We start from the raw sequence: 25,211 nt of genomic DNA, 5'->3' as shown, positions 1-25,211 counted from the left end.
GGGGCGCGTTCAGATCAGAAAGGCAGGTCGTCCATCTCGTTGGGCAGGCCGGCCGGAGCGGCGCCCACGGGTTCGGCACTCCGCGTCACCGAAGCCGCGGTGGCTGGTCCGGTCGCACCACCCAACTCCTGGCGTTCGCCCGAGGGCCGGTCCAGGAGGGTCATCTCTTCGGCATGTACCTCCGTGGTGTACCGCGTGTTGCCGTCCCGATCCTGCCAGGAACGCGTGCGCAGCTTGCCCTCCACATACACCTTGCTGCCCTTCCGCAGATACTTCTCGGTGATCTCGCCCAATCCGCGCCAAGCCACGATGCTGTGCCATTCGGTCTGTTCGCGCTTCTCGCCGGTCTGACGGTCCTTGTAGGTCTCGCTGGTGGCGATGCGGAAGTTGGCCACAGTAGCGCCGTTCTGCAGGTGGCGCACCTCGGGGTCGGCACCCAGGTTGCCGATCAGGATCACTTTGTTGACTCCGGACATGGTATGGGGTGGAAGATGCCCAAAGGTAACCCCGCGGGTCCGGTCACCCCGGGATCGTGGAAAACTGTCCTCAGGCGAACAGGTCCTTCGAGCGTCGTTGAAGGAGGTAGCGCTCGATCGGTCGGGGCACGGCGAACCGATCCAGCTCGTTGGCGGGCACGAAGCGCCAATCGGGCGGAGACACAAAGGTCCGTGGGGGGGTCACCGACCAGAACCGCGCATGCAGCACCTGGTGGCTCAGGACGTGGCGGACAGGGCCGTTCCGGCCGGTCACGTCCCAACCCGCACCCAGCCGGTCGTGCAGGGCCTCGCGGAATCCGGCCAGTTCCAACGGGGCCTCCGATTCCAGCAGCGGCGGTTCGTAGAGCCCCTGCCAGATGTCCCGGCCCTCGCGCTTGCGGAGCACCAGGCCGCCCTCCACGTCGATGCACAGGTAGTTGAAATGGCGCTCGCGAACAGTGGTGCGTCCGGCCTTGACGGGGAGCTCGCCGATGCGGTCCTCGCGCCGGGCGACGCACCGGGAGGCCACGGGACATTCACCACAGCGCGGAGCGCGTGGCAGGCACACGGTGGCCCCCAGCTCCATCACAGCCTGGTTGTGGTCGCCGGGGTGAGCCGCGTCGAGCAGGTCGTCGGCCAAGGCGGCGAACGCCCGACGCCCCGCTGTGGGATCGATGGGGGTGCTGATGCCGACGACCCGGGCCAGGACACGGTACACATTGCCGTCGACCACGGCCGCCGGACGGTCGAAGGCGATGGAGGCGATGGCGGCTGCGGTGTAGTCGCCCACGCCCTTCAGCGCGCGCAAGTCATCCACCGTATCGGGGAAACGCCCCCCGTGGTCGGTCACCACGGACCGGGCGGCTTGCAACAGATTGCGCGCGCGGCTGTAGTAGCCCAGGCCCTGCCAGAGCCGCATCACGTCGTCATCCGGTGCGGAGGCCAGTTGTTGCACCGTGGGGTACTGCTCCACGAAGCGCTCGTAATAGGCCGTACCCTGGTCGATCCGGGTCTGTTGGAGGATGACCTCGCTGAGCCAGATGCGGTACGGGTCGCGCGTGCGGCGCCAGGGCAGGTCGCGGTGGCCGGCGGCGTACCAGCCGCGCAGGGCCTTGCTGAACCAAGAACGGCTTGACATCCAAGCACAAAGATGCATTGCGCGGTATGGAAAGAACCCTATCTTTGCGCCCCCAAAAAGTCTGAAGGGCATGACGAAGGCAGAGCTGGTCGGCATCATCTCGAAGCGTACCGGGATCGAGCGGAACGCCGTGCTTGTGACCATCGAGGCCTTCATGGAAGAGGTGAAGGCCAGCTTGGAGAAGGGTGAGGACGTGCATCTGCGCGGTTTCGGCAGCTTCGTGGTGAAGCACCGGGCGCAGAAGACCGGCCGCATCCTGAGCCAGAACACCACCATCGTCATCCCTGCCCACGATGTGCCCGCCTTCAAGCCGGCGGACGTCTTCGTTGACCGGGTGAAGAACCGCCCGGCCAAGGGATGAGGCGTTGGGGCACCGTCCACTACCTGGCCGTGGCCGGGGCGTTGACGGTGGTCGTTCTTTTATTCCTGCTGCCCCGCACACCGCGCACGGCGCCCGTCCCTGAACAGGCGGCACCGGCGCCGGATGACCTGCAACGCCGCCTCGATGAGGCGGTGGCCTTGGTGAACGGCCAGGAGCCCATGCAGGGCATCATGCTGCTCCGCCAGCTGGCCGAGGAGCATCCGGAGCGGCCCGAGGTGCACTGGCACCTGGGCCTCTTCAGCCTGCAGAGCGGGCAGGTGGACAAGGCCGCGGCCCGCTTCCGCAAGGTGGTGGAGCTGGACACGGCCGGCACGCTCCCCGAAGCGTGGTCCATGCTGGGGCAGAGCTACGCGATGATGGACAGCATCCTGCCGGCCATCGAAGCGTTGACACGATACAGGCAATTGACGCCCGACCCCGAGGCCCAAAAGGCCACGGACAAGGCATTGGAGGAATTGAGGATCAACCTAGACGAACAGGACCATGCCCTGCGGTAAGAAGCGGAAGCGCCACAAGATGGCCACCCACAAGCGCAAGAAGCGCCTGCGGAAGAACCGCCACAAGAAGAAGCTCCGGTAGGACGCTTCAGCTGAGCGCCGGGGCCGTGCCCTGAGCGGCACGCGCCCGGTCGGCGTCGGCTGCGCACATCCCTCAGGATCGTGCCCGAACCCCCTACATCACTCCTCCGGTGAGCGTCGATCTCGTCATCCGCTCCTCGGCCGGTGAGGTCGCCCTCGCCCTGCTCCGCACGGTGCCCGGGCGGCAGCACCCCGTGCTCATGGAGCTCCATCGCGAGCGCACCGAACGCGGGTTCACCGTCGGCGACATCCACCTGGCCAAGGTGCGCAAGGTGGCCCCCGGCCTCAACGCCGCCTTCGTGGACGTGGGGCACGAGAAGGACGCCTTCCTTCACTACTTCGACCTCGGTCCGCAGTACCGCAACAGCTTCAAGTTCGCCAAGGGGGCCGTCAGCGGCACCATCACCTCCAGCGACCTCGCGGGGTGGAAGCTGGACCCCGACATCCACAAGGACGGCAAGATCGCCGAGGTGGTCAGTGCCAGCCAGAGCGTGCTGGTGCAGATCGCCAAGGAGCCCATCAGCACCAAGGGTCCCCGCCTCACCGCCGAGGTCACCCTCGCCGGCCGCTACATGGTGCTGGTGCCCTTCACCAACAAGGTGAGCATCTCCACGCGCATCAAGGACGAGGAGGAACGCCGGAGGCTCAAGGACCTGATGCAGCGGATCCGCCCGGCCAACCACGGCGTCATCATCCGCACCAACGCCGAGAACAAGCGTACCGAGGACCTGGAGGCCGACCTGAAGAACCTGCTCCAGCGCTGGGACACCTGCTTCCACAACCTGCGGAACGCCATCCCGCCCAAGCGCGTGCTGGGCGAGATCGACCGCACCAGCGCCGTGCTGCGCGACCTCCTCAACAAGGACTTCACCAGCATCCATGTCAATGACGAGGCCCTGACGGACGAGGTGCGGCAGACCCTGGAACGTATCGCCCCCGAAAAGGCCGGCATCGTCAAGGCCTACAAGGGCAAACTGGACATCTTCGACCAGTTCGGGGTCAACAAGCAGATCAAGCAGGCCTTCGGCAAGCAGGTGATGCTGCCCAGCGGGGCCTACCTGATCATCGAGAAGACCGAGGCCATGCACGTCATCGACGTGAACAGTGGCGCGCGCAAGGGCGGCAATCAGGACCAGGAGAAGAACGCTCTGGACATCAACGTGGAGGCGGCCCGCGAGATCGCCCGGCTGCTGCGCCTGCGCGACATGGGCGGCATCATCGCCATCGACTTCATCGACCTGTACGACGCCAACAACCGGCGCGAGCTGCACAAGGCCCTGAAGGATGCCATGGCCGATGACAAGGCGAAGCACAACGTGCTTCCGCCCTCCCGCTTCGGGGTGATCGAGCTCACCCGCCAGCGCGTGCGTCCTGAGACCGAGATCGATACCACCGAGAGCTGCCCCACCTGCGGCGGCAGCGGTGAGGTGGGGGCTCCTGTGCTGATCATCGACGGCATTGAGAACGCCCTGAACCACCTGCTCGTGGAGAAGGACATGAGCGGCCTCACCCTGCGGGTGCACCCTTTCATCGCCGCCTACCTTACCAAGGGCCTGCCCAGCGTGCAGCACCGCTGGTGGTGGCGCTGGCGCAAGTGGGTCAAGGTGGTGGGCGAGGGCTCCAGCCAATACCTCGACTTCCGGGTGGTCGATGCCTCGGGCAAGGACATCCCCCTTTAGTCCGGGCCTGCGGCGCAAGGCGTAATTTCGCGGCCGCTTCATCCGGATGATCACCATCGACAAGATCGACGCGCTCCGCGAGCGGCTCGAGGCCCTCAAGGGCTACCTCGCCATCGAGGACAAGCGCGGGCTCATCCTCGAGGAGGAGAAGTACACCCACGACCCCGACTTCTGGAACGACCAGAAGAAGGCCCAGGCCACCATGAAGAAGATCCGCGAGCTCAAGCGGTGGGTGGAGCTGTACGAGGGGGTGAAGCGGGAACTGGACGATGTGGAGGTGATGTTCGACTTCTTCAAGGCCAAGGAGGTGAGCGAACAGGAGCTGGAGGCCCAGTTCGCCAAGGCCGCGCATGAACTGGAGGAGCTTGAGTTCAAGAACATGCTCAGCGCCGAGGAGGACCCCCTCAGCGCCGTGGTGCAGATCACCAGCGGCGCTGGTGGCACCGAGAGCAACGACTGGGCCCTGATGCTGCTGCGCATGTACCGCATGTGGGCCGAGAAGAACGGCTACGCCGCGCGGGTGCTCGACTACCAGGACGGAGAGGCTGCGGGCATCAAGCAGGCCACCATGGAGGTGGACGGCGAGTTCGCCTTCGGCATGCTCAAGGGCGAGAACGGGGTGCACCGCCTGGTGCGCATCAGCCCCTTCGACAGCAACGCGCGTCGCCACACCAGCTTCGTAAGCGTCTATGTGTACCCGCTGGTGGACGAGAGCATCGAGATCGACATCAACCCCAGCGACATCACCTGGGACACCTTCCGGAGCGGCGGTGCGGGCGGACAGAACGTGAACAAGGTGGAGACCGGCGTGCGCCTGCGTCACGCGCCCACGGGCATCATCATCGAGAACACCGAGACACGCAGTCAGCTGGAGAACAAGAACAAGGCGCTGCAGTTGCTCAAGTCACAGCTGTATGAAGCCGAGCTGGAGCGGCGGCGCAGCAAGCGTAGCGAGATCGAAGCGGGCAAGAAGAAGATCGAGTGGGGCAGCCAGATCCGCAACTACGTGCTACAGCCCTACAAGCTGGTGAAGGACGTGCGCACGGAGCACGAGACCAGCAGCGTGGACGACGTGTTGAACGGCGAGATCGATGAATTCCTGAAGGCCTATTTGATGATGCACGGACAGAGTCAGAAGGTCTGAGCTCAAGTCGGCAGTTGCCAGTTGGCAGTAGGCAGTTGTCCGACCCACGATAATCGTACTGCCTACTGCATACTGCCAACTGGCAATTGACATGGACCACCGGATCGAGAAGGACACGATGGGCGAGGTGAAGGTGCCCGCCGACAAGTACTGGGGCGCGCAGACCGAGCGCAGCCGCAACAATTTCCGCATCGGACCGCCGGGCAGCATGCCGCGCGAGATCGTGCATGCCTTCGCCTATTTGAAGAAAGCGGCCGCCCTCGCCAACCTGGAGCTGGGCAAGCTGCCGCAGGAGAAGTGCGAGCTCATCGGCCGCGTCTGCGACGAGATCCTCACCGGTGCGCTGGACGACCAGTTCCCGCTGGTGATCTGGCAGACCGGCAGCGGCACGCAGAGCAATATGAACGTGAACGAGGTGGTGGCCTACCGCGCGCACGTGCTCAGCGGCGGCAAGCTCAGCGATGACCAGAAGGTGCTCAACCCGAACGACGACGTCAACAAGAGCCAGAGCAGCAACGACACGTACCCGACGGCGATGCACATCGCGGCCTACAAGCTCACGGTGGAGGTGACCATCCCCGGGGTGCGGAAGCTGCGTGACACGATGGCGAAGAAGGCCGGGGCCTTTCAGGACGTGGTGAAGACGGGTCGCACCCACTTCATGGACGCCACGCCGCTCACGCTGGGCCAGGAGTTCAGCGGCTACGTGCAGCAGCTGGACAACGGGCTGCGCGCGGTGAACAATGCGCTGGAGATGGTGCGTGAACTGGCGCTCGGCGGTACGGCCGTGGGCACGGGCCTCAACGCGCCGATGGGCTACAGCGTGCTCGTGGCGAAGAAGATCGCCGAGCTCACCGGCCTGCCCTTCGTCACCGCCCCCAACAAGTTCGAGGCGCTCGCCGCCCACGATGCCATGGTGGAGCTGAGCGGCGCGCTGAAGCGTCTGGCCGTGAGCCTGATGAAGATCGGCAACGACATCCGCATGCTCAGCAGCGGCCCACGCAGCGGCATCGGCGAGATCGTGATCCCCGACAACGAGCCCGGATCCAGCATCATGCCCGGCAAGGTGAACCCCACGCAGCCCGAGGCGCTCACCATGGTGGCCGCCCAGGTGATGGGCAACGACGTGGCCGTGGGCATCGGTGCCAGCAATGGCCACTTCGAGCTCAACGTGTTCAAGCCGCTCATCGCCGCGAACGTGCTACAGAGCGCCCGGCTGATCGGCGATGCCTGCGTGAGCTTCAACGACAGGTGCGCCGAGGGCATCGAGCCGAACCGCCCGGTGATCAAGCGCCACCTGGAGAACTCGCTCATGCTCGTCACCAGCCTCAACCCGCACATCGGCTACTACAAGGCGGCCGAGATCGCGAAGAAGGCCCACAAGGAGGGCACCACGCTGAAGGAGGCCGCCATCGCGCTCGGCCATGTCAGCGCGGAGGACTTCGACCGCTGGGTGGATCCCGCCAAGATGTGCAGCGAAGGATGAGGCCGCTCGCCCTGTTCGTTCTATTGACCGCAGCGGACCTGCCCGCGCAGGTCATCGCCACCGGCGCCATGCGCGATGTGATCCTCAACGGACAGGGGACCGGCGTGATCGCGATGGACAGCCTCACTGGGCCCGGGCTGTACGGTGTGGGTCCGCTGGAGCATCTGCGTGGGGAGATCACGGTGGTGGACGGAGTGTGCCATGTGGCCCGGGTGATCAACCACAGCGTGCGGGTGTCGGTGAACCGGGATGTGCGCGCTCCGTTCTTCGTGCATGCCCGGGTGGAGCGATGGGAGCCGGTGGCGCTGCCGGATGATGTCGTGGACCTGGCCGGGCTGGATGCCTTGCTGACGGACCGGTCCGGCGCGGATCCCGGCCCGTTCGCGTTCCGTCTGGTCGGTGAAGTGGACAGCGCCTCGGCCCATGTGCTGGCCGTGCCCGAGAACATGCAGGTGCGTTCGCGGGAGGAGGCCCACGCGTACGATGTGCATGTGCGCTTCGCCCAGGAGCCCGTGGAGTTGGTCGGCTTCTTCTCCACGACGCATCGCACCGTGTTCACCCATCACGACAGCAACATCCACACGCACCTGATCTCTCCCGACCGCAGGCGGATGGGCCATGCGGACGAGGTGACATGGCGACCCGGAGCGATGCGCCTGCTCGTGGGACGCTAGCGGCCTGCCACCGGAAGCCCGGCTCCCTGCCAGGCACTGATGCCGCCGTCCAGGTCGGAGACGTTGCGAAAGCCCGCCCCCTGAAGCGCTTTCGCGGCTGCCGCGCTTCGACCGCCCGAGGCGCAGTACACCAGGATGGGGGTATCGTGGTCCAGTTCCGCTGTGTGCTGTTCGAGCACACCACCGGTCCAGTCCAGGTTCACCGCACCGTCCAGATGACCGGAAGCGAACTCCGCCGGGGTCCGGACGTCGATCACCTGTGCATCCGATGCACGCATCGCGGCCTGAAAGTCGGCGGGTGAAAGCGGCGCCCCCGGTCCGCTCGCGCCACAGGCGACGAGGACGGTCATGAGGAGAACGAGCATTCCCGTTCTGAGCGCGATCCGTGAGCGGTTGTCCAAGGTCAGTTGAGGTGAGGGGTGATCACGTTCTTCAGGTGCGCGGCGCTCATCACGCCCGACGCGCGCCAGATCAGCCGGCCCTGCTTGAAGAGCGCCAGCGTGGGCACGCCCTGGATGCGATAGGCCTGTGCGGCGGCCGGGTTGCGGTCCACGTCCACCTTCACCACCACCGCCTTGTCGCCCAATTGTCGTTTGAGGTCCTCAAGGATCGGTGCCATCGCCTTGCAGGGACCGCACCATTCGGCGAAGAAGTCGACCAGCACCGGTGTGTCGCCGGAGATGAGATCCTGGAAGCTGCGCGGTCGTGTGTTCATGGCTGGTCCGCTCGGATGCCGGCGGCCTCGCTCATCGCACGACGTCCGGGTCCGCGGTCGGGTAGGGTGCAAGGGCCGGTGGAGCAGCAGCCCAACTTCAGGAGGGCCTTCGAGCCGAAGAGGATCGCCAAGCCGAGAGCGATCCCATCGCCGCCATGTACGGCTTGGGCCAGGAACGCCACGCCCAACGCGCCGTTCAGCCAGCGGAGGAGCGGGAAGGACAGGCGGTTCATCGGGCCTTGAGCGCACGTACGCTGGTCCATGACCCACCATTGTGGGCGTCGAATCCCTGGCGGCGCAGCAGGTCGGCGGCCGCACGGCTGCGCATGCCGCTGCGACAGCAGGTGATGATGGGCTTGGAGCGGTCCAGTTTCGCCACGTGGGAGCCCAACCGGTCCAGCGGGATGTGCTTCGCCCCCTTCACATGTCCGGCGGCGAACTCCTCCTTGCTACGGACATCCAGCACCACCGCGCCGGATCGCAGTAGAGCACCGAGGTCGACCTTCGGTCCACCGCCCAAAGCGCTCTTGATCATGTCCAGGATACCCATGTCGTTCCGTTCTGCCGCAAAGTTCCGCGTGGCCTTGCCGCCTCACCGGTGACCACCGTCACCGACGGCCGGTCAGAACACGTAGTTGATGATCAGGTCGGCGTGCAGCATGTCCACCTTGTTGATGGCCACCTTCTCGGTGAGGTCCTCATCCACAGGTAGTTTGACCAGGGCCAGCAGTGGCACGGCGAGGCCCTTCCACCCGCCGTTGAACCTGTACTGGGCGTTCACATCGAACTGGGTGTAGGAAGGCATCGCGTATTCGTTCAGTCGGACATCGGCCAACGCGGGCAGGCTGTACCATCCCCCGTCCACCTGGATGCGCCAACCGCCGTCGGTGCGCCAGATGAGGTTCAGCGTGGCGGCATGCACGTCACCCGCTCCCTCGTTCCGCTCGCGTGGCAGGAAGGTGAAGAAGGGATCGCGCCCCCATTCGCGCGGCATCAGGTAGCGGCCGTGGGCCGTGATGCACGTGTAGTTGAGCTGCCAGCGGGAACGGCCGGGGACATGCCGGATCCGAGCGCTGAACGCCCATGAACCTTCGCTGGCGGGCATGTGGAGCAGGGTATCCGCAAGTCCCCCGCGTTGTGGTGCCGCGTCCTACCGGATGGCCATCGCCGATGCGCTCCACCCATGCTCATGGCCTCCCACGTCCACCTGCGCCAAGGCGCTGTTGAACACGTTCTCCGTGTACAGGTCCCACAGCGTGACCCGCCAGCTGCGATCCAGGTGCTGTCCGAAGCTGGCCGCGAGGATCCCTGCGCAGCGAAGGTGCTCACCATATTGTGCGCCCTCCCCGTGGATGTTCCGACCTGCCGGGAAGGCGGACATGCTCTCCTCCACCGCATACCACTCGCTGGCCCCGCGCGGGGCCACCCGGTAGATCCAACCACCTTGGAACGCGGTACCACGCGTGGTCCGGTGCTCCGCCCAGAGGCCCTCGGGCAGGCTGGGGTGCATGCGTCCGTCCTGCGGGTTCAGAAAGGGGGTGTTGAGCTCCTGCTTGCCGACAGTGACGTGCGTGCGTTGGTGGCGCGCCATCCAGTCGAGCTGGAACTCATGGACGTAGGCCAGGTCGTTCGTGTGCCGGGGATCGTTCACATCGTAGAGGCCGATCTCATACCGGTTGGCAGCACCGGTCACCGGATCGGGTTCCGTGAGGTCGCTCGTGGCCAGGTCGAAGGTGTATCCGCCGCTCAGCTTGAACCGCACACCGTGCCAGCGCTGGGAGGTGAAGCCCAGGGAGCCTCCGAAAGCGACTGCGTGATAGTCCGAAGGTGTGCCGTCGTTCACCGTCAACATGTTGTACTGGCGGAATCGGCCTTCAAGCTCGCCGCGTTTCATGATGTCGTACAGGTGACCGGTACCCCGGAGGCTGTCGTTGCTGGGCATGTCCTGCTCGCCATGCTGGGCGACCAGGGTCCAGGACAGGACGAGCGCAGAGGCCAGCGCAAGCGCGGCCAGGCCGCCCGACGACCGGTCCGTTCGAGAACGGAATATGCGCTAGAACCCGGCTTTGATGTAGCTCCAGCCGTCCTCCTGCCGCTCCACGATGTGGATGATGCCGGCCTTCACATGACCGGCCTCCGTCATCACCTTGGAGGGGTCCAACTGGCGCTCGCGGATGGTGTTGTCGCAGGCTAGGAAGACCACGCCCTTCACCGCGAACTCCTTCACCTTGCCCTGCGCAACGCTGCGGTCGCTCATCAGCATGTCCATGCCGGGGCCGTGGCACACCACTTCGATCCGCGCCGTGGGCGCCGCCTCCAGCATGTTCTTGAACTGTTTCATCAGGTTCTTGTGCACCAGGGTGTCCCCGCTGGTCAATTGCATCACAATGCGGTGCTGACGGACCTGATCCTGCGCATCCGCAGTGAGACCCGTCAGAAGTGCGAGCAGCAGAAGGATCGGTTTCATGCTGCAAAGGTCCTGCTCCCTGTGCATGAGGCCGGTGATCGATGTCACCGGACCGAGTCGTTGCCAACCGGGACAGGTCCGCAAGGGCAGGGCGAGCGACGCTCCGTGCGACGCTGTGCTCCGGTACTTTGGTCGCCGTGAAGCACGAACGGGACCGAGCGGAGTTCGTGCCCAAGTCCTTCTCCGTACTGGGCAGGGGCTATACGTTGCCGTAGTTCCGGCGTGATGCGCTGGCCGGGGTGATCGTGGGGATCGTGGCCCTGCCGTTCTCCATTGCTTTCGCCATCGCCTCGGGCGTGGCGCCGGAGAAGGGGCTCATCACGGCGATCGTCGCCGGGTTCTTCATCAGCGCCTTCAGGGGCAGCCGCGTGCAGATCGGCGGGCCCACCGGGGCGTTCATCGTCATCATGTACGGCATCGTGCAGGAGCACGGCGTGGAGGGGCTCACCATCGCCACCTTGATGGCGGGCCTGCTCCTGGTGGTGCTCGGTCTGGTGCGCGCAGAAGCCCTGCTGCGCTACTTCCCTCATACGCTTATCGTGGGCTTCACCACCGGTATCGCGGTCATCATCTTCTCCACGCGGATCAACGGCCTGCAGGGGCGCTTCTTCTCGCGTTTCCCCATCACCACGAACGGCGGCCAATGCATCAGCTGTGGCAATTGCAGTACCTACTGCGAGATGGGCATCGATGTGCGCAGCTATGCGCAGCGCGGCGAGAACATCGTGCGTGCAAGTTGCGTGGGTTGTGGCCTTTGTGCGTCCGTGTGCCCACGGGGCGTGTTGAAGCTGGAGAACGGCAAGCCCCAGGCACGATTGAACAATGCGCCGCTGAGCATCACGGCGACGGGGGTGAAGTTGGAGGTTTGACCTCCTGCACCAGGGACGTTACAGGTGTGACCCGACCCACGGATCAGAATGGCTCGATCCCCTGGAGCTCCAAAGAGGTTCCAAGGGATCGAACCCATCCTGGTTATCGATCACCGGAACTCATGATCGCACCCCTCCAACTGGCTCAACAGCGCCTGCGGTGTGCCTGGGCTGAACTTTGCGACGCACTACGGCAGGATGTTGCGCATGATCGAATTGGCGCGATAGGGCTTCATTGAAGTGGTACATCGCGTCATCAGGATCCTTGCGGGCACGGCTCCGCTCAAGGACGTAGCTGTGGAGGAAGGACGCGAATGGCCGGGATAGTGACTGAATCCGAGCGATCAGCATAGTTCCAATGCAAAGTGGCATCCATGTGAACTGGAACATTGCCGGTTCTGGAGCTTTCGACCGCGGAAAGTTCCGCTGTGTCCCCGGCCGCGACCTCAATGGCCGTACTTCCGAAAAGCCCACGAAGCACATAGGTGTCCAGACGGTGCAGGGTCCCCCCGATCCGGGCCGCCGTGAATCGCACTGGGCCATCCCCTTTGACCATCACCTTGAATCGGTAGTTCACACCTCTTCCCCCGCCTTCCATTCCGGCTATCCAACTCTGGGCCGTCGCGTCCAAGAGAACGATCGATGGCACCATGGCCGACGGCGCATCCACCTCCGTTGGTGGATGGGACCCATCGTGCATCGTCGGACCCGCTGAGGAGCATGCCCCCAGCAGGAGAATGGTCGTCGTCAGGATGAGATGCCTGCTTCCCATGCCGTGAAAATACGCTCCCTGCGGGCCAGGGATCGTCGAACTACTGGAACTCGTAGTCGTACCCCTCCAACTGGCTCAACAGCGTCCGGGGCGCGCCGGGTCGGTCGGTGATCCATGTCACGGACGGTGGCACCGTCGTCAACCGCCGCCGGTGCGCATCCCGCCTGTGGGGAACGACACGTCCGCATGTGCTGCGGGTACTTTCGCCGCTGTGAAACATGATCGGGACCGGTCGGAGTTCGTGCCGAAATCCTTCTCGGTGCTGGGCAGGGGCTACACAATGCCGCAGTTCCGGCGCGATGCCCTGGCCGGGGTGATCGTGGGCATCGTGGCCCTGCCGCTCTCCATTGCCTTCGCCATCGCCTCGGGCGTGGCGCCGGAGAAGGGGCTCATCACGGCGATCGTCGCCGGGTTCTTCATCAGCGCGTTCGGTGGGAGCCGCGTGCAGATCGGCGGACCCACCGGCGCGTTCATCGTGATCGTGTACGGCATCGTACAGGAGCACGGTGTGGAGGGGCTCACCATCGCCACCTTGATGGCCGGCGTGCTGCTGGTGGCGCTCGGTCTGATGCGCGCTGGCGCCCTGCTGCGCTATTTCCCGCACACGCTCATCGTTGGCTTCACCACCGGCATCGCGGTCATCATCTTCTCCACGCAGATCAACGACCTGCTGGGGCTGGGCATCGCCCACGTGCCGGCGGACCTGCTGGACAAGTGGAGCACCTACGTGCGGCATGCCGGGGCCTTCGACCCGCTGACCTTCGCGGTGGGCGCAGGCACCATCGCCATCACGCTACTGATGCCGCGGATCCTGCCGGCAGTGCCCGGCCCACTGGTGGCCATCGTGCTGGCCACGGCGGTGGTGGCCGGCTTCCACCTGCCCGTGGACACCATCGGTTCCCGGTATGGCGGCATCCCCACCGGCCTGCCCGCTCCACAGTTCGCTTGGGTCGAACTCGCCACCTTCAAGGAGCTGCTGCGGCCCGCGCTGGCCATCGCGCTGTTGGGCGGTATCGAGTCGCTTCTGAGCGCGGTGGTGGCGGATGGCTCCATCGGTGGCCGGCACCGCAGCAACATGGAACTGGTGGCGCAGGGCGGTGCGAACGTCGTGTCCGCGCTCTTCGGCGGCATACCGGCCACCGGCGCCATCGCCCGGACGGCCACCAACATCAAGAACGGTGGGCGCACACCCATGGCGGGCATGGTGCACGCCGTGGTGCTGTTGCTGATCCTGCTCGTGGCCGGGCAATGGGCCGCGCTGATCCCCATGGCCTGTCTGGCCGGCATCCTGGTGGTGGTGGCCTGGAACATGGCCGAGGTGCACAGCTTCATCGCCGTGTTCCGCACCAGCCGCTACGACATGGCCGTGTTGCTCGTCACCTTCCTGCTCACCGCTTTCGTCGACCTGGTGGTGGCCATCGAGATCGGCCTGGTGCTCGCCGCTTTCCTCTTCATGAAGCGCATGAGCGACAGCACGCGGCTGAGCGAACTGGGCGCGCCGGACGCGGCCGGTGAGAAGCTGTTCGAGGCGGAGTTCGGCAAGGTGCCGGCGCACGTGGTGATGTACGAGATCAACGGCCCGCTCTTCTTCGGCGCGGCACAGACCTTCACCGAGACGATCCGCAAGGTGGGCGATCAGCACCGCGTGCTGATCCTGCGCATGCGCCATGTGCCCTTCATCGATGCCACGGGGCTGCACCGTCTAGCGGACATCATCGAGACCATGGAACGGCGCCATGTGCACGTGCTGCTCACGGATGTGCTGCCGGACGTCCGGAACTCCTTGCGCGATGCCGGCCTGCTGACGGAAGGCCGGCTCTGTCCGGATGTGCGTTCAGCGATGGCGCTGGCGGGCGCTCAGCGGAACTCGTAGGCGTAGCCCTCCAGCTGGCTGAGGAGCGTCGGCGGCGCATCCGTCGCGGTGATGCGTCCCTCCACCTTCGGGGCCACGGGGCTGAAGGCGGCGAAGTAATCGCGCAGGATGTTGTGCATCGTTGCGTTCGCACGGCGCGGGTTCTTCACCTTCTCCAGGCGGCAGAGCGTGTCGTCCGGGTCGCCGTCCCGTTCGCAGGCGGCGATGAGGTAGGTCTTCTGCAGGTCGATGGGCTTCCTGCCCACCTTGATCCAGTTCACCCGCTTGCCCTTCTCGTTGTGCATGGTGAAGTTGGCCGTCATCCCCTTGAAGCGCACCACCCAGCCGCCGAAGCGCTTCGCGGGATCCTTGGCGAAGACATTGTGCAGCTCCTGCTCCAGCCAGTCCCATAGCTGCTGACCGGTCGCCTCGCCGTACTTGGCCTCGCTGTCCACGGGTATCATGCTCCATAGGTGGTCGTTGGTGATTGGGGTGGGGGTCTTCCCATCGGCCACGATCGGCGGGCAGAAGCGGAAGCCATTGCTGATGGCGATGTCCGGCTCCAACTTCCACATCAGCGCATCCGTGATCAGGTTGTCCATCGGATTCTCGATCACGTAGTAGCGCACCAGCGTGTTCTTCGTGCTGCCCACCACCTTGCTGAGCTGCTCCTTGTACGGTGCGCTCACCTCGTCCACGAGCGCGAGCATGCCCTTGTCCGCCGGGTATTTCTCCGGGTCCACGTCGAGCAGTTCATAGTGGCTGTCCTTCACCTTGCCGTCCTCCACCACCACATCCAGGCGCGCCACGAACGAGCCGAAGGCGCCGGGCTCCACCACCTTGCTGTACTTGGCGTTGATGGGCTTGCGCACGCGCTCGTGCGTGTCGGCACCGAGGATGAGGTCCGCGCCTTCCACCTCGGGTTTGTTCGCCAGGTCCACCTGTTGTGCCAGGCCCATGTGGGTGACCAGGAAGACCATGGCGCATTGCTCGTAATCGCGCAGGATGCGGATGTACTTCGCTACGTTGGTCTCCGGCTTGGTGAATTTGATACCACAGCTGTATGCCGGTGACTGACGCTTGGGCGTGAGCGGATCGTTGTAGCCGATGAAGCCGATCTTGATGCCAGCGATCATTCGTGTCCAGTAGGGCTGGAAGATCATTTCGCCCGCGAGGTCGGCGTTGGGATCTTGCATGTCGCCGCAATAGTCGGCGAGCTTCTCGTGGTACATGTTCGCGCAGATCTTCGCTGCGCGGTATCCGCCGAGGTCCTTCAGCATGTTCTCCTTGCCGTACACCACCTCCCAGTTGCCGGGCAGGATGAGGTCGTAGCCGATCCGATTCATCAACGGCACGATGGCCCGGCCTTCGCTCATCGCCGCCACGCCACCGCCCTGGAAGCAGTCGCCACCGTCGATCACCAGCGTGTTCGCCGGGTCCGCCGCGCGCAGCGTGTCGATCATGGTCTTCAGCACGCCATAGCCTCCGCGCTTCTTGTAGACGACCTGACCGTTCTCCAGGAAGAACTCGTCGTGGGTGTGGAGCTGCGCGTGGATATCGCTCGTGAACAGCAGCGTGAATTTATCCGCTATGCCATGCGCCACCGCACGACTGCCGGTAAGCTCTTGACGGCGCTGCGGGTCGCTCAAGGCGCCCATGGCGAGGGTGGGCCCCAGCGTCAAGCCTGCGCCCAGCGCGCCCAGCGAGCGGAGCATCTGTCGACGGCTCACGGCGTTCACTGCTTCGTCGTGCGCGCCGCACGTGCAGCCTTCGGGGTGTTGGATATCGCTCATGGTTTGTTCTTCTTGGCTGCGGCTTTGATCTCCGCGATCGGACCGAAGGGCCCGAATTTGTGCTGCGTTTCCGGTAGGCTGTCCGCGAAGGGCCCGAAGGGATAGTCCACCGGTTTGCCAGCGATGTTCGGCCAATCCCCCGACAGGTCGTGCTCGGGCCGTTGCTGGCTGTTCACGTAGGCTGCCACATCCCAAGCCTCCTCGTCGGTGAGCATCGGGTTCTCCCATGTTGCGCCCTGCGGCATGTTGTTCTTCACATAGCCTGCGAAGCGTGAGATGCGATAGAGCCCGGCGCCGCTGTTGTAGCTGTGCTCGCCCCAGAGCGGCGGATACTGGTAGATGATACCGCTCGCCGCTTTCATTCCTGCGCCATCCTTTTGGTGGCAGCTCTCGCACTTCGCTGTGTAAATGGCCTCACCTTTCACCGGGTCGGCGGCACGGTCGAGGACGGGCAGTTCAACAAGCCCGACACCTTTCGGCTTCACGTCCTTCTGGATGCCGGAGCCCAGCCATTCCATGTACGCCACCAGCGCACGCATCTCGTGGCTGTTGCTGTCCAGTGCCGTTCCATTCAAGCTCCGTTCGAAGCAATCGTTGATGCGCTTCTCAACGGACTCCATCGAACCGCTTCGCTCGCGGAACTTGGGATAGGTGCTCCACACCGCCCCGTAGTTGTTGCCCCACGGCCGCGTTCCCGCATCGAGGTGACAGTTCTCGCAGTCCATGCCGTTCGTGAGCTGTGCCACGGTGCCCTTCGGGCCGAAGTAGTGCGCTGTGTTGCGAATGAGCTCGCGGCCGTAGCGCACGAGCGCCTCATGATCGTCATCGAGCCGGTCGAGCCCGGTGGTGTCGGGCCCGAGCCACAGGCTGTCCGCGGTCCAACTCGCCACAACGCGTGGAGGTGCCTCGAACAGGTCCTTGGGCGTGATCATCAGCGCCATGATACCCACCATTACCACCAGCACGAGCGCGCGTGCGGTGCGGGGCCGCTTCGGGTCGTGCGGGATGCCGGCGCGTCGGCTCAGCACCTCGGTGGCCTCGTCGACCACGGCGAGGTACACCCACACCACCAGGGCGGCGAACAGGACGATCAGCGGCGCGGTCATCGCGCAGGTTCAGTGGGGGAGCTTGTCGCGGACCGCTCCGTACACATAGGTCCCGGCCACGGCGCTCAGGAAGGTGACGATCACCACGCCGAAACCTGCGCCGACCTGGGCGAAGAGCGGACCCGGGCAGGCGCCCGTGATGGCCCAACCCATTCCGAAGATGAGACCACCGTGGATCTGGCCCTTGCTGAACTCCTTGTTCGGGATGTGGATCTCCTCTCCATAGATGGTGCGGGCCTTGGTGCGCTTGATGATCAACAGGCTGATCAGCCCCACCATCACGGCGGTGCCGATCACCCCGTACATGTGGAAGCTCTCGAAACGGAACATCTCCTGGATGCGGAACCAACTGATGATCTCCGCCTTCACGAACACGATGCCGAACAGGATGCCCCAGGCGCTGTACTTCAGGTTGTACCACCACGGGTGCTTCAGCACGCTCTCGTTCACGCAGATCGCGTCGAGCTCGCGGTTCTGAAGGTCCTTCAGTTCCGCCGGTGAGCGTTGGATGTTCTGTGCCACGGGGTCAGAGGGTGAGCAGGTGGGGGAGGATGGACCAGGTCATGGCGATGCCGCCGACCATGAACATGATGGTGGCCACCAGGCTGGGCCATTGCAGGCTGCTGAGCCCCATGATGGCGTGGCCGCTGGTGCAGCCGCCCGCGTAGCGCGTACCGAAGCCCACCATGAAGCCGCCGATCACGAAGAAGACCAGGCCGCGCAGGCTGAAAAGGCCGGACCAGGAGAAGATCTCCGGAGGCATCAGGCGCGATGTGTCCGTGATGCCCTTCGAGGCCAGGTATTCCGCGGTGGGCGCGGCCAGCTGAACCGGCGCCGGATCGGCGAGCAGCGTGGCGCCGATGAACGCGCCGAGCGCGATGCCGCCGACGAAGAAGAGGTTCCACGCCTCCTTCTTCCAGTCGTATTTGAAGAACTTCACGTCGCCGGGTATGCAGGCGGCGCACAGATGCCGCAGTGAACTGCTGATGCCGAAGGTCTTGTTGCCCACCAGGAGCAGGTATGGCACCGTGAGGCCGATCAGTATGCCGGCGACGTACCAGGGCCAGGGGTGTTTGAGGCTTTCGAGCATGGTTTTCATGTATTGGTGAATGGTCATTGGCGAATGGCGAATGGGAATGCCTTGATGGCAGCCCATTCACCATTGACCATTCACCATTCGCTTTCGGTAGAGGTCACTTCAGCAGGGTGCTCGGGCACACGTGGTCGGTCACCTTCACGTCGGTCTTCTTGATGGCATTGAAGCCACCGCGCACCTCCACGATGTTGTGGTAGCCGCGCGACTTCAGCAGGCTCGCGGCGATCATGCTGCGGTAGCCGCCGGCGCAGTGCACGTAGTTCGTTTCCTCCTTGCTGAAGGCGGCCAGGTTCTGATTGATGAACTGCAGGGAGGCGTGCCAGGCACCGTCCACGTGCTCGGCGGTGTACTCCCCGTCCTTGCGCACGTCGATCACGCGGATCTTGCCTGCCTTGAAGCGCTTGGCGAAATCCTCCGCATCGATGCGATCGATGGCATCCAACTCCTTGCCGAGCGATCTCCACGCGGCGATGCCGCCCTTCAGGTAGCCCCTCACGTTGTCGTATCCCACGCGGGCCAGGCGCGTCACCACCTCATCCTCCATGCCTTCATCGGTCACCAGCAGCAGCGGATGCTTCACGTCGGGGATCATGCTGCCCACCCAGGGTGCGAAGTCGCCTTTGATACCGATGTTGATGCTGCGCGGGATGAAGCCGTCCTTGAAGTCTTCCGCGCCGCGCGTATCCAACACCAATGCGTCTTCGGTCTCATCCACCAATTCGAACTGGTCCGGCGTGAGCGCGCGCAGGCCTTTCTCTTTCACCGTGTCCACGCTTTCGATCACGCCCTTGTTCATGGCCACGTTCTGCGGGAAGTAGGCGGGGGGAGGGAGCAGACCCTCCGTCACCTCCTTGATGAACTGCTCCTTGGTGGCGGCCTTCAGCGCATAGTTGTTCGTCTTCTGGTTGCCCAGTGTATCGAAGGTCTCCTTGCTCATGTTCTTGCCGCACGCGCTGCCGGCCCCGTGGGCAGGATACACGATCACGTCATCGGGCAGCGGCATGATCTTGTTGTGCAAGCTGTCGTAGAGGTAGCCCGCGAGGTCCTCTTGCGTGATGGACCCGGCCTTCTGCGCCAGGTCCGGGCGGCCTACGTCGCCGATGAAGAGGGTGTCGCCGGTGTATATGCTGTGCGGCTTGCCGTTCTCGTCGATGAGCAGGTAGCACGTGCTCTCCATGGTGTGGCCGGGTGTGTGCAGCACCTTGATCGTCACCTTGCCGAGCTTCAGCTCCTCACCGTCCGTGGCGATGTGCGCGTCGAATGCGGGCCTGGCGTTGGGACCGTACACGATGGGCGCGCCCGTCCGTTTCGACAGGTCGAGGTGACCGCTCACGAAATCCGCGTGGAAGTGGGTCTCCAGCACGTACTTGATCTTGGCGTTGCGCGCCACGGCCCGCTCGAGGTAGGGGGTCGTTTCGCGCAGCGGATCGATGATCGCCGCTTCGCCATCGCTCTCGATGTAGTAGGCGCCCTGCGCCAGGCAGCCGGTATAGATCTGTTCGATCTTCATGTTGTTGTGGGGAGTATCACCACAGAGGCACAGAGGGCACGGAGGAATGCGAATAGTGCATCGTGCTTTGTGCTGTGGCTAATTCGTTCTTGGGTTTCTCTGTGCCTCTGTGGTGAATGTACTCAAGCTGCCATGTGCGAGAATTCGCGGCCGATGATGTAGATACCCATAAGGAGCACGAACCATCCGAAGGCGGGTTTGAGTTTCTCGTTCGGGATGCGCTTGCTCAGGAGACTTCCGGCGATGATGCCGCCGATGGCGATGGCCGAGAAGAGGAGCAGGAAGCTCCAGTCGATCACCTCGTCGCCCTTCAGGTCGCCGGTGAAACCGATGAGGCTCTTGGCGGCGATGATGATCAATGAGGTGCCCACGGCCTGTTTCATCGGCAGGCGTGCCAGCAGCACCAGCGCGGGGATGATGAGGAAGCCACCGCCCGCGCCCACCAGACCGGTGATGGTGCCCACCACCAAGCCTTCGCCGAGGATCAGCGGGTAGTTGAAGGCCACGGCGCCGTCGCTGCCGGCCGCCGCGGCTTTCGGCCTGCGGATCATGCTGTAGGCGGCGGCCACCATCAGCACGGCGAAGAGGATGAGCATGCCCAGCGCCTTGCTCACCGCCGTGCCGCCGAGGCTGAACAGCGGATCGGGCAGCGCCGGCACCAGCCAGGCGCGCGTGGCGAACACGGCTACGATGCTGGGGATGCCGAACACGACGGCCGTGCGCCAATGGATGTTGCCGATGCGGATGTGGCTGAAGGAGCCGATCAGGCTGGTGAGACCCACGATGAAGAGCGAGTAGGCCGTGGCCAGCACCGCGTCCACCCCGAAGAGGTACACCAGGATGGGCACCGTGAGGATGGAGCCCCCCCCGCCGATCAGGCCCAGGGACAGGCCCATGAGCACAGCGCCGATGTACCCGATGATCTCCATGCCCTAAAGCTTGTCGCAGCAGGTCTCGATGTCGCGGATGATCTTCATGAACTCCGTCCGTGCCAGGAAGTAGAAGCTGTAGCGGCCCTCCTTCTCGAAGTCGACCAACCCTTTGTCGCGCATCAGGGTGAGGTGCTGGCTCAGGATGGCCTGTTCGATGCCCAGCCGCTCGCGGAGCTCCAGTACGCATAACCGCTTCTCCCTGCCGAGCAGGTCCAGGATGGCCAGCCGCTGCGGGTGCGCCGCCATGCGCAACAGTTCGCTCGCGCGCATCAGCTTCTCGGTGCCCACACGTTCCTCCAGGGTCAGGGTCGCCATGGTCCTCGGGTTCCGGGGACAAAAGTATAGTGGGATATCTATGTTACAATGTGACCCGGGTCACATCGTCACACGGCGCCGAGGAGCTCGGCACCGAAGAGCTCCGCTTGGTAGCGGCGGATGCCCGGAAGTGCGGCCAGGGCCTGCAGATCGCCGGGGCGCGTGCGCGCGATCTCCTGAAGCAGCTGATTGCTGGCCACGATGCCCATCCGCAGATCGTGCTCCGTGGTGAGGCGGTCGCGCACGAGCTTCAACCGTTTCAGCCGCTCATCATGGTCAGGATCACGGTCCCAGCGTTTGGGGCGTTCCAGGCGCGGCCACTGCTCCTTGGGCAGGAGGGTCCCCCGGCGGACAGCCTCCAAGAGCGCCCGACCATGTCGCGCCATCACCTTCTCGCCGATGCCTTTGCGCGCCGATAGGTCGCGCTCATCGGTCGGCGGTGCTTTGGCCAGGTCCAGCAGCACCTCGTTACCGATGACCATGAACGGTGCCCGGTCCATGCGTTCGGCGACGCCTTCCCGCCAGGTGTGCACCTCCCGCAGCACCGCGAGCTGATGGGGTTTCAGCAGCTTGGCGCCCTTCATGCGGAGATAGCCCGGCTCGAGGTTCTCCTGCAGGTTGAACGGCGCGTCCGTGAGGAGCGCGAACTCCTCCTGTGCCCAGCTCCACCGTCCCTTTTCCTTCAGCCGGGCTTCCAGGATGTCGCGCAGGGCGATGAGGTGGGCCGTATCGCCGGCGGCATAGTCGAGCATGGCATCGGGCAGTGGACGTTTGCTCCAATCCGCCTTCTGGAACTTCTTGTCCACATGGATCCCCATGTACTTCTGCAGCAGCGAGGCGAGGCCGATCTCGGGCTCGTTCAGGAGCTCCGCGGCCACCAGTGTGTCGAACACGTTCTCCACGCGGATGCCCTGCTCCTGGGCGAGCATGCGCAGGTCGTAATCGGCATCGTGGATCACCACTTCCATCTCAGGGCGGCCCAGCAGGGTGCCCAGGGGGGCCAGATCGCCGGCGGTGAAGGGGTCCACCAGCCAGGTGCGGTCCCGATCGCTCACCTGGACAAGGCACACACGGACCCGATACCGGTGGAAGCTGCTCGCCTCAGTGTCCAGCGCGATCACGGACGAGGCGGTGAGGGCCTCGGTCATCCGGGCCAGGTCCTCCTGCGTGGTGATGGTGCGATAGGCAACGGGTCTCATGGGCACAAGGCGCGCGAAGGTAGCCGCTGGCGGTCAGCCCGGTCCTTGCATGAAGCTGCGCATGCTGATGCTGCCCATCTTCGGACCGCTGTGCGGTTCCGTGAGCGGCTCGTCGATGCCCGCCGTGCCCAAGGTGTACAAAAGGGGCAGGGAGTGGTCGTTCGTGGGATGGGCGAGCCGGGCCATCGCGCCCAGCGAGCTGTAGTCCACCAGCGCCTGATGATCCCCGGCGGCCAGCCGCCCCTCCACGAAGGCGTCGAACTCCTGCGCCCGGTCGTAGGGAGGAGCGGATGGGTCGCTCCAGTTCAGCCGTCCCAGGTTGTGCACCACATTGCCGCTTCCGAGCACCAGGATGCCGTCGTGGCGCAGGGCCTTCAGCTCATGTGACAGGGCGTGGTGCTCGGCAGGGTCATGCCCCAGTTGAGGCTCATTTGGAACACAGGGACATCGGCCGCAGGCCAAATGTGCTTCAGGACGGACCAGGCGCCGTGATCCGATCCCATCTCGTGGTCCGCATGCACCTGCACGCTGGTGACCGCGGCCGCGGCTTTTCGCGCCGCTTCCGGCGCACCAGGGGCCGGATAGCGGACCTGGAACAGTTCATCGGGGAACCCACCGAAGTCGTGGATGGTCTCCGGCGCCGGGGAAACGGCCACCATGGTCCGGCCCGGGGTCAGCCAATGTGCCACCAGCACCGCTTTCGGCCGGTCCAAGCGCCTCCCCGATCGGGCGAGCGACCGAGTGAAGTCGTTGTCCTGGATGGCGTTCATCGGGCTTCCATACCCGATGAGGACGGTTGGCATCACCGGACCCCTGCCCAGGTCACGGCTCAATTGGTCGAGGTCGGTCAAGCGCTTGGCACCCGCACCGCCGACCGCAAGGGCGGCGAGCCCGAGGGACTGCCGCCTGTGCCTGCCGCGAAGATAGTTTACATGGAAAGAAAGATCATCGCGCCCATCCGGGGCATGCCACCCCCCGGACCCTGGTCAGACGTATTTGTCGCCCCACTCCGCGGTGGCGTCGTTCACGAACTGCTTGATCTTCTGTTCGTCGTGCTTGCGCACCACCAGCAGTGCATCCTTGGTGCTCACCACGATGTGGTCCTCCAGCCCTTGCAGCACCACCAGTCGGTCATCATGCACATGCACCACGGTCCGCGCGCAGTCGTAGAGCTTCACCTGGTCTCCCACGACCGCGTTGCCGGCCTCGTCGTGCGGCAAGTGGGTGTATAGGCTCCCCCAGGTGCCCAGGTCGCTCCAGCCGAAGTCGCTGGTGACCACGAAGACGTTGTCGGCCTTTTCCATCACGCCGTAGTCGATGCTGATGTTGGCGCAGTCCCCGTACACGCTTGCGATGAAGGCGCGCTCGTCCGGCGTGCCATACGCTTCCTCGCCGGCCTCGAAGGCCCGTTCCATGTCGGGCAAGTGCCGCTTGAAGGCGTTGCGGATGCTTCGCGCCGTCCAGATGAAGATGCCGCTGTTCCACAGGAAGTCGCCGCTCTCGATGAAGCGCAAGGCCGTGTCGTGGTCGGGTTTCTCGGTGAAGGTGCGCACCCGTTTCACACGGGGATGGGCCGTGCCCGCTTCCTCCACGAACTGGATGTAGCCATACCCGGTGTCCGGGCGGTTGGGCATGATGCCGAGGGTGATCAGGCAGTCATGGTCCGTGGCCTGGCGGAGGGCGAGGCGCACGGTGTCATGGAACTCCTGTTCCTTCATCACCAAGTGATCGCTCGGGGCCACGATGATCCGGGCTTCGGGGTCGCGCTTGGCGATCACATGGTTCGCGTAGGCGATGCAAGGGGCGGTATTGCGGCGGGCCGGTTCCAACAGGATCTGTGCGTCCTTCATGCCGGGCAGCTGCTGCTTCACGATCGGCGCGTACTGGGCATTGGTCACCACCAGGATGTTCTCCGGGGGGCAGAGGGCGAGGAAACGGTCGTAGGTCTGCTGGATGAGCGTGCGTCCAAGGCCCAGGAAGTCCAGGAACTGCTTGGGATAGGCGGTGCGGCTCATGGGCCAGAATCGGCTTCCGATGCCGCCGGCCATGATCACGCAATAGGTTCGAGGGTCGGTCATCGTGTCTTGTCGTTCACGGTTCTTGCATGACGAGCGGTACCGGGGAGCCCACCTCGACGCCGGCCAGCCGGTCGATGGTGTAGGTGCGGCGGTCGTTGAGGCAGCGGCAGGCCACCCGGGAGCGGCGTACCGCGCCCTTCACGAACAGGCGCTCATTGAAGCGGAAGATGGTGTGTTCCGGAAGCTCTTCGAGCAAGGGCATCGCATGGTCATCATACCGCCGCAGCACGCGCACCAGCGCCGGGTCGGAACAGCTGCTCGCCGTCGCGTCGGTCAGGTGGCCGGCCAGGATCCCGCGCACATCCTCGGGCAGCACGGCCGGCGCCAGGTACGGACGCATCAGTTCGGCGTAGGTCCGCTTCCACTCGATACCGTGGGGGCGCACACGAGGGCCGCAGCTTTCGAAGGTGGCGTGATGGGCGAACTCATGCACGAGCGTCACCAGGAAGGCGTACGGGTTGAGGTCCCGGTTCACCGAGATGCGCGCGGGCCGACCGGCCACGGGCGTGCGGTAGTCGCCCAGTTTCGTGGCCCGGCGGGGTGTGATCCGCACCTGCACCCGGTTGCGGTGCAGCCAGTCCAGCACCACCGGCACGGCTCCGGCAGGCAGCCGTTCGCGCAGCGCATCCGGTCCGCTCGTGGGTCTCATGCCAGGGGACGTGCGCCGGAGGAGGTGTTCCATGCGTGATGCCGCCAGTCCCGCGCGCCTTGGGGTGGGTGATGGTCCCATTTGGGGCAATCGCATTTCCGCCCGCGTTTGTGCTTGGTGACGTGCGGTGGGCGTGTGGCGCACCCTCCGATCAGTGGCGCCACCAGCAGGAACACGCCCAACAAGGCCGGGAACGAGGGCAGGGACCGGGTGCGCCACATGGCCGGCAAAGGTAGGGGAACACCCCTTCGGGCACCGGAAGCCGGGGGGGCTGGGGTCGGCGGGCCTATTTTCGCCCCGG

General features: G+C 64.8%; 26 protein-coding genes and 2 pseudogenes. 8 read left to right on the top strand and 20 right to left on the bottom strand.

What is annotated here, in order from left to right:
• Nucleotides 1-14 precede the first annotated feature (14 nt).
• On the bottom strand, nt 15-476 hold the full coding sequence (locus IPJ87_11610; protein ID MBK7942497.1) for a single-stranded DNA-binding protein: 462 nt from the start codon (nt 474-476) through the stop codon (nt 15-17).
• A 70-nt stretch (nt 477-546) separates the two neighbouring features.
• The gene (gene mutY, locus IPJ87_11605) at nt 547-1,614 is read right to left on the bottom strand and encodes an A/G-specific adenine glycosylase (protein MBK7942496.1); all 1,068 of its coding nucleotides are present in this window, start codon (nt 1,612-1,614) and stop codon (nt 547-549) included.
• Here mutY and IPJ87_11600 point away from each other — a divergent pair.
• The 6 genes from IPJ87_11600 (at nt 1,517) to IPJ87_11575 (ending at nt 7,557) form a co-directional block, all read left to right on the top strand.
• Nucleotides 1,517-1,975: an integration host factor subunit beta gene (locus IPJ87_11600; GenBank protein ID MBK7942495.1), complete on the top strand. Its 459-nt coding sequence runs from the start codon at nt 1,517-1,519 to the stop codon at nt 1,973-1,975. The two genes, mutY and IPJ87_11600, sit on opposite strands and share 98 nt — an antisense overlap.
• Nucleotides 1,972-2,493 (top strand): hypothetical protein, encoded by a 522-nt coding sequence (locus tag IPJ87_11595; GenBank protein ID MBK7942494.1) that lies wholly within the window; start codon nt 1,972-1,974, stop codon nt 2,491-2,493. Before IPJ87_11600 ends, IPJ87_11595 begins: the two co-directional genes overlap by 4 nt.
• 191 nt (nt 2,494-2,684) lie before the next feature.
• Complete coding sequence (locus IPJ87_11590) at nt 2,685-4,253, top strand: Rne/Rng family ribonuclease (GenBank protein ID MBK7942493.1); 1,569 nt, start codon at nt 2,685-2,687, stop codon at nt 4,251-4,253.
• A gap of 46 nt (nt 4,254-4,299) precedes the next feature.
• On the top strand, nt 4,300-5,397 hold the full coding sequence (gene prfB, locus IPJ87_11585) for a peptide chain release factor 2 (protein ID MBK7942492.1): 1,098 nt from the start codon (nt 4,300-4,302) through the stop codon (nt 5,395-5,397).
• Between the two features lie 91 nt (nt 5,398-5,488).
• Nucleotides 5,489-6,883, top strand: a complete 1,395-nt coding sequence (gene fumC, locus IPJ87_11580) for a class II fumarate hydratase (GenBank protein MBK7942491.1) — start codon at nt 5,489-5,491, stop codon at nt 6,881-6,883.
• Nucleotides 6,880-7,557 (top strand): acetolactate decarboxylase, encoded by a 678-nt coding sequence (locus tag IPJ87_11575; protein MBK7942490.1) that lies wholly within the window; start codon nt 6,880-6,882, stop codon nt 7,555-7,557. The genes fumC and IPJ87_11575 overlap by 4 nt, the downstream gene beginning before the upstream one ends.
• Here IPJ87_11575 and IPJ87_11570 read toward each other — a convergent pair.
• From IPJ87_11570 to IPJ87_11540, 7 genes are all read right to left on the bottom strand, one after another.
• Nucleotides 7,554-7,958 carry a rhodanese-like domain-containing protein gene (locus IPJ87_11570; protein ID MBK7942489.1) on the bottom strand — a complete coding sequence of 135 codons (405 nt, stop codon included), beginning with the start codon at nt 7,956-7,958 and terminating at the stop codon, nt 7,554-7,556. The two genes, IPJ87_11575 and IPJ87_11570, sit on opposite strands and share 4 nt — an antisense overlap.
• A gap of 2 nt (nt 7,959-7,960) precedes the next feature.
• Nucleotides 7,961-8,272 carry a thioredoxin gene (gene trxA, locus IPJ87_11565; GenBank protein ID MBK7942488.1) on the bottom strand — a complete coding sequence of 104 codons (312 nt, stop codon included), beginning with the start codon at nt 8,270-8,272 and terminating at the stop codon, nt 7,961-7,963.
• Nucleotides 8,269-8,505, bottom strand: a complete 237-nt coding sequence (locus IPJ87_11560; GenBank protein ID MBK7942487.1) for a hypothetical protein — start codon at nt 8,503-8,505, stop codon at nt 8,269-8,271. The genes trxA and IPJ87_11560 overlap by 4 nt, the downstream gene beginning before the upstream one ends.
• The gene (locus tag IPJ87_11555) at nt 8,502-8,816 is read right to left on the bottom strand and encodes a rhodanese-like domain-containing protein (GenBank protein MBK7942486.1); all 315 of its coding nucleotides are present in this window, start codon (nt 8,814-8,816) and stop codon (nt 8,502-8,504) included. The genes IPJ87_11560 and IPJ87_11555 overlap by 4 nt, the downstream gene beginning before the upstream one ends.
• A 78-nt stretch (nt 8,817-8,894) precedes the next feature.
• A complete protein-coding gene (locus IPJ87_11550; GenBank protein MBK7942485.1) occupies nt 8,895-9,377 on the bottom strand; it encodes a hypothetical protein in 483 nt (160 codons plus the stop codon).
• 45 nt (nt 9,378-9,422) lie between these two features.
• Complete coding sequence (locus IPJ87_11545) at nt 9,423-10,214, bottom strand: outer membrane porin, OprD family (GenBank protein MBK7942484.1); 792 nt, start codon at nt 10,212-10,214, stop codon at nt 9,423-9,425.
• A gap of 111 nt (nt 10,215-10,325) precedes the next feature.
• Entirely contained in the window at nt 10,326-10,739 is a 414-nt protein-coding gene (locus IPJ87_11540; GenBank protein MBK7942483.1) for a DsrE family protein, read from the bottom strand.
• Nucleotides 10,740-10,969: 230 nt separating this feature from the next.
• On the opposite strand from IPJ87_11540, the pseudogene IPJ87_11535 reads away from it, so the two are divergent.
• Nucleotides 10,970-11,326: pseudogene (locus IPJ87_11535) on the top strand (sodium-independent anion transporter).
• Nucleotides 11,327-12,660: 1,334 nt separating this feature from the next.
• A complete protein-coding gene (locus IPJ87_11530; protein ID MBK7942482.1) occupies nt 12,661-14,253 on the top strand; it encodes an STAS domain-containing protein in 1,593 nt (530 codons plus the stop codon).
• On the opposite strand, the gene IPJ87_11525 is transcribed toward IPJ87_11530, so the two are convergent.
• From IPJ87_11525 to IPJ87_11475, 11 genes and pseudogenes are all read right to left on the bottom strand, one after another.
• Nucleotides 14,238-16,025, bottom strand: coding sequence for a bifunctional metallophosphatase/5'-nucleotidase (locus IPJ87_11525; GenBank protein MBK7942481.1), 1,788 nt, complete (start codon nt 16,023-16,025; stop codon nt 14,238-14,240). The genes IPJ87_11530 and IPJ87_11525 overlap by 16 nt on opposite strands.
• Nucleotides 16,022-16,978: a c-type cytochrome gene (locus tag IPJ87_11520; protein ID MBK7942480.1), complete on the bottom strand. Its 957-nt coding sequence runs from the start codon at nt 16,976-16,978 to the stop codon at nt 16,022-16,024. The genes IPJ87_11525 and IPJ87_11520 overlap by 4 nt, the downstream gene beginning before the upstream one ends.
• 162 nt (nt 16,979-17,140) lie before the next feature.
• A complete protein-coding gene (locus tag IPJ87_11515; protein ID MBK7942479.1) occupies nt 17,141-17,641 on the bottom strand; it encodes a YeeE/YedE family protein in 501 nt (166 codons plus the stop codon).
• Nucleotides 17,642-17,657: 16 nt separating this feature from the next.
• Complete coding sequence (locus IPJ87_11510; protein ID MBK7942478.1) at nt 17,658-18,221, bottom strand: YeeE/YedE family protein; 564 nt, start codon at nt 18,219-18,221, stop codon at nt 17,658-17,660.
• Between the two features lie 103 nt (nt 18,222-18,324).
• Nucleotides 18,325-19,737 (bottom strand): MBL fold metallo-hydrolase, encoded by a 1,413-nt coding sequence (locus IPJ87_11505; GenBank protein ID MBK7942477.1) that lies wholly within the window; start codon nt 19,735-19,737, stop codon nt 18,325-18,327.
• A gap of 122 nt (nt 19,738-19,859) precedes the next feature.
• Nucleotides 19,860-20,666 (bottom strand): sulfite exporter TauE/SafE family protein, encoded by an 807-nt coding sequence (locus IPJ87_11500; GenBank protein ID MBK7942476.1) that lies wholly within the window; start codon nt 20,664-20,666, stop codon nt 19,860-19,862.
• A gap of 3 nt (nt 20,667-20,669) precedes the next feature.
• Nucleotides 20,670-20,984 carry a winged helix-turn-helix transcriptional regulator gene (locus IPJ87_11495; GenBank protein MBK7942475.1) on the bottom strand — a complete coding sequence of 105 codons (315 nt, stop codon included), beginning with the start codon at nt 20,982-20,984 and terminating at the stop codon, nt 20,670-20,672.
• A 68-nt stretch (nt 20,985-21,052) separates the two neighbouring features.
• The gene (locus IPJ87_11490; GenBank protein ID MBK7942474.1) at nt 21,053-22,183 is read right to left on the bottom strand and encodes a ribonuclease D; all 1,131 of its coding nucleotides are present in this window, start codon (nt 22,181-22,183) and stop codon (nt 21,053-21,055) included.
• 33 nt (nt 22,184-22,216) lie between these two features.
• A pseudogene (gene ygiD, locus IPJ87_11485) lies at nt 22,217-22,986 on the bottom strand (4,5-DOPA dioxygenase extradiol).
• A gap of 183 nt (nt 22,987-23,169) precedes the next feature.
• The gene (locus tag IPJ87_11480) at nt 23,170-24,261 is read right to left on the bottom strand and encodes an NTP transferase domain-containing protein (protein MBK7942473.1); all 1,092 of its coding nucleotides are present in this window, start codon (nt 24,259-24,261) and stop codon (nt 23,170-23,172) included.
• Between the two features lie 13 nt (nt 24,262-24,274).
• The gene (locus tag IPJ87_11475; GenBank protein MBK7942472.1) at nt 24,275-24,910 is read right to left on the bottom strand and encodes a SprT-like domain-containing protein; all 636 of its coding nucleotides are present in this window, start codon (nt 24,908-24,910) and stop codon (nt 24,275-24,277) included.
• Nucleotides 24,911-25,211 lie beyond the last annotated feature (301 nt).

It is taken from the genome of Flavobacteriales bacterium (assembly GCA_016713875.1).
GTDB lineage: Bacteria > Bacteroidota > Bacteroidia > Flavobacteriales_F > PHOS-HE28 > PHOS-HE28.
The sequence above is the reverse complement of the archived record's forward strand: the minus strand, read 5'-3'. Positions and strand labels throughout refer to the sequence as shown.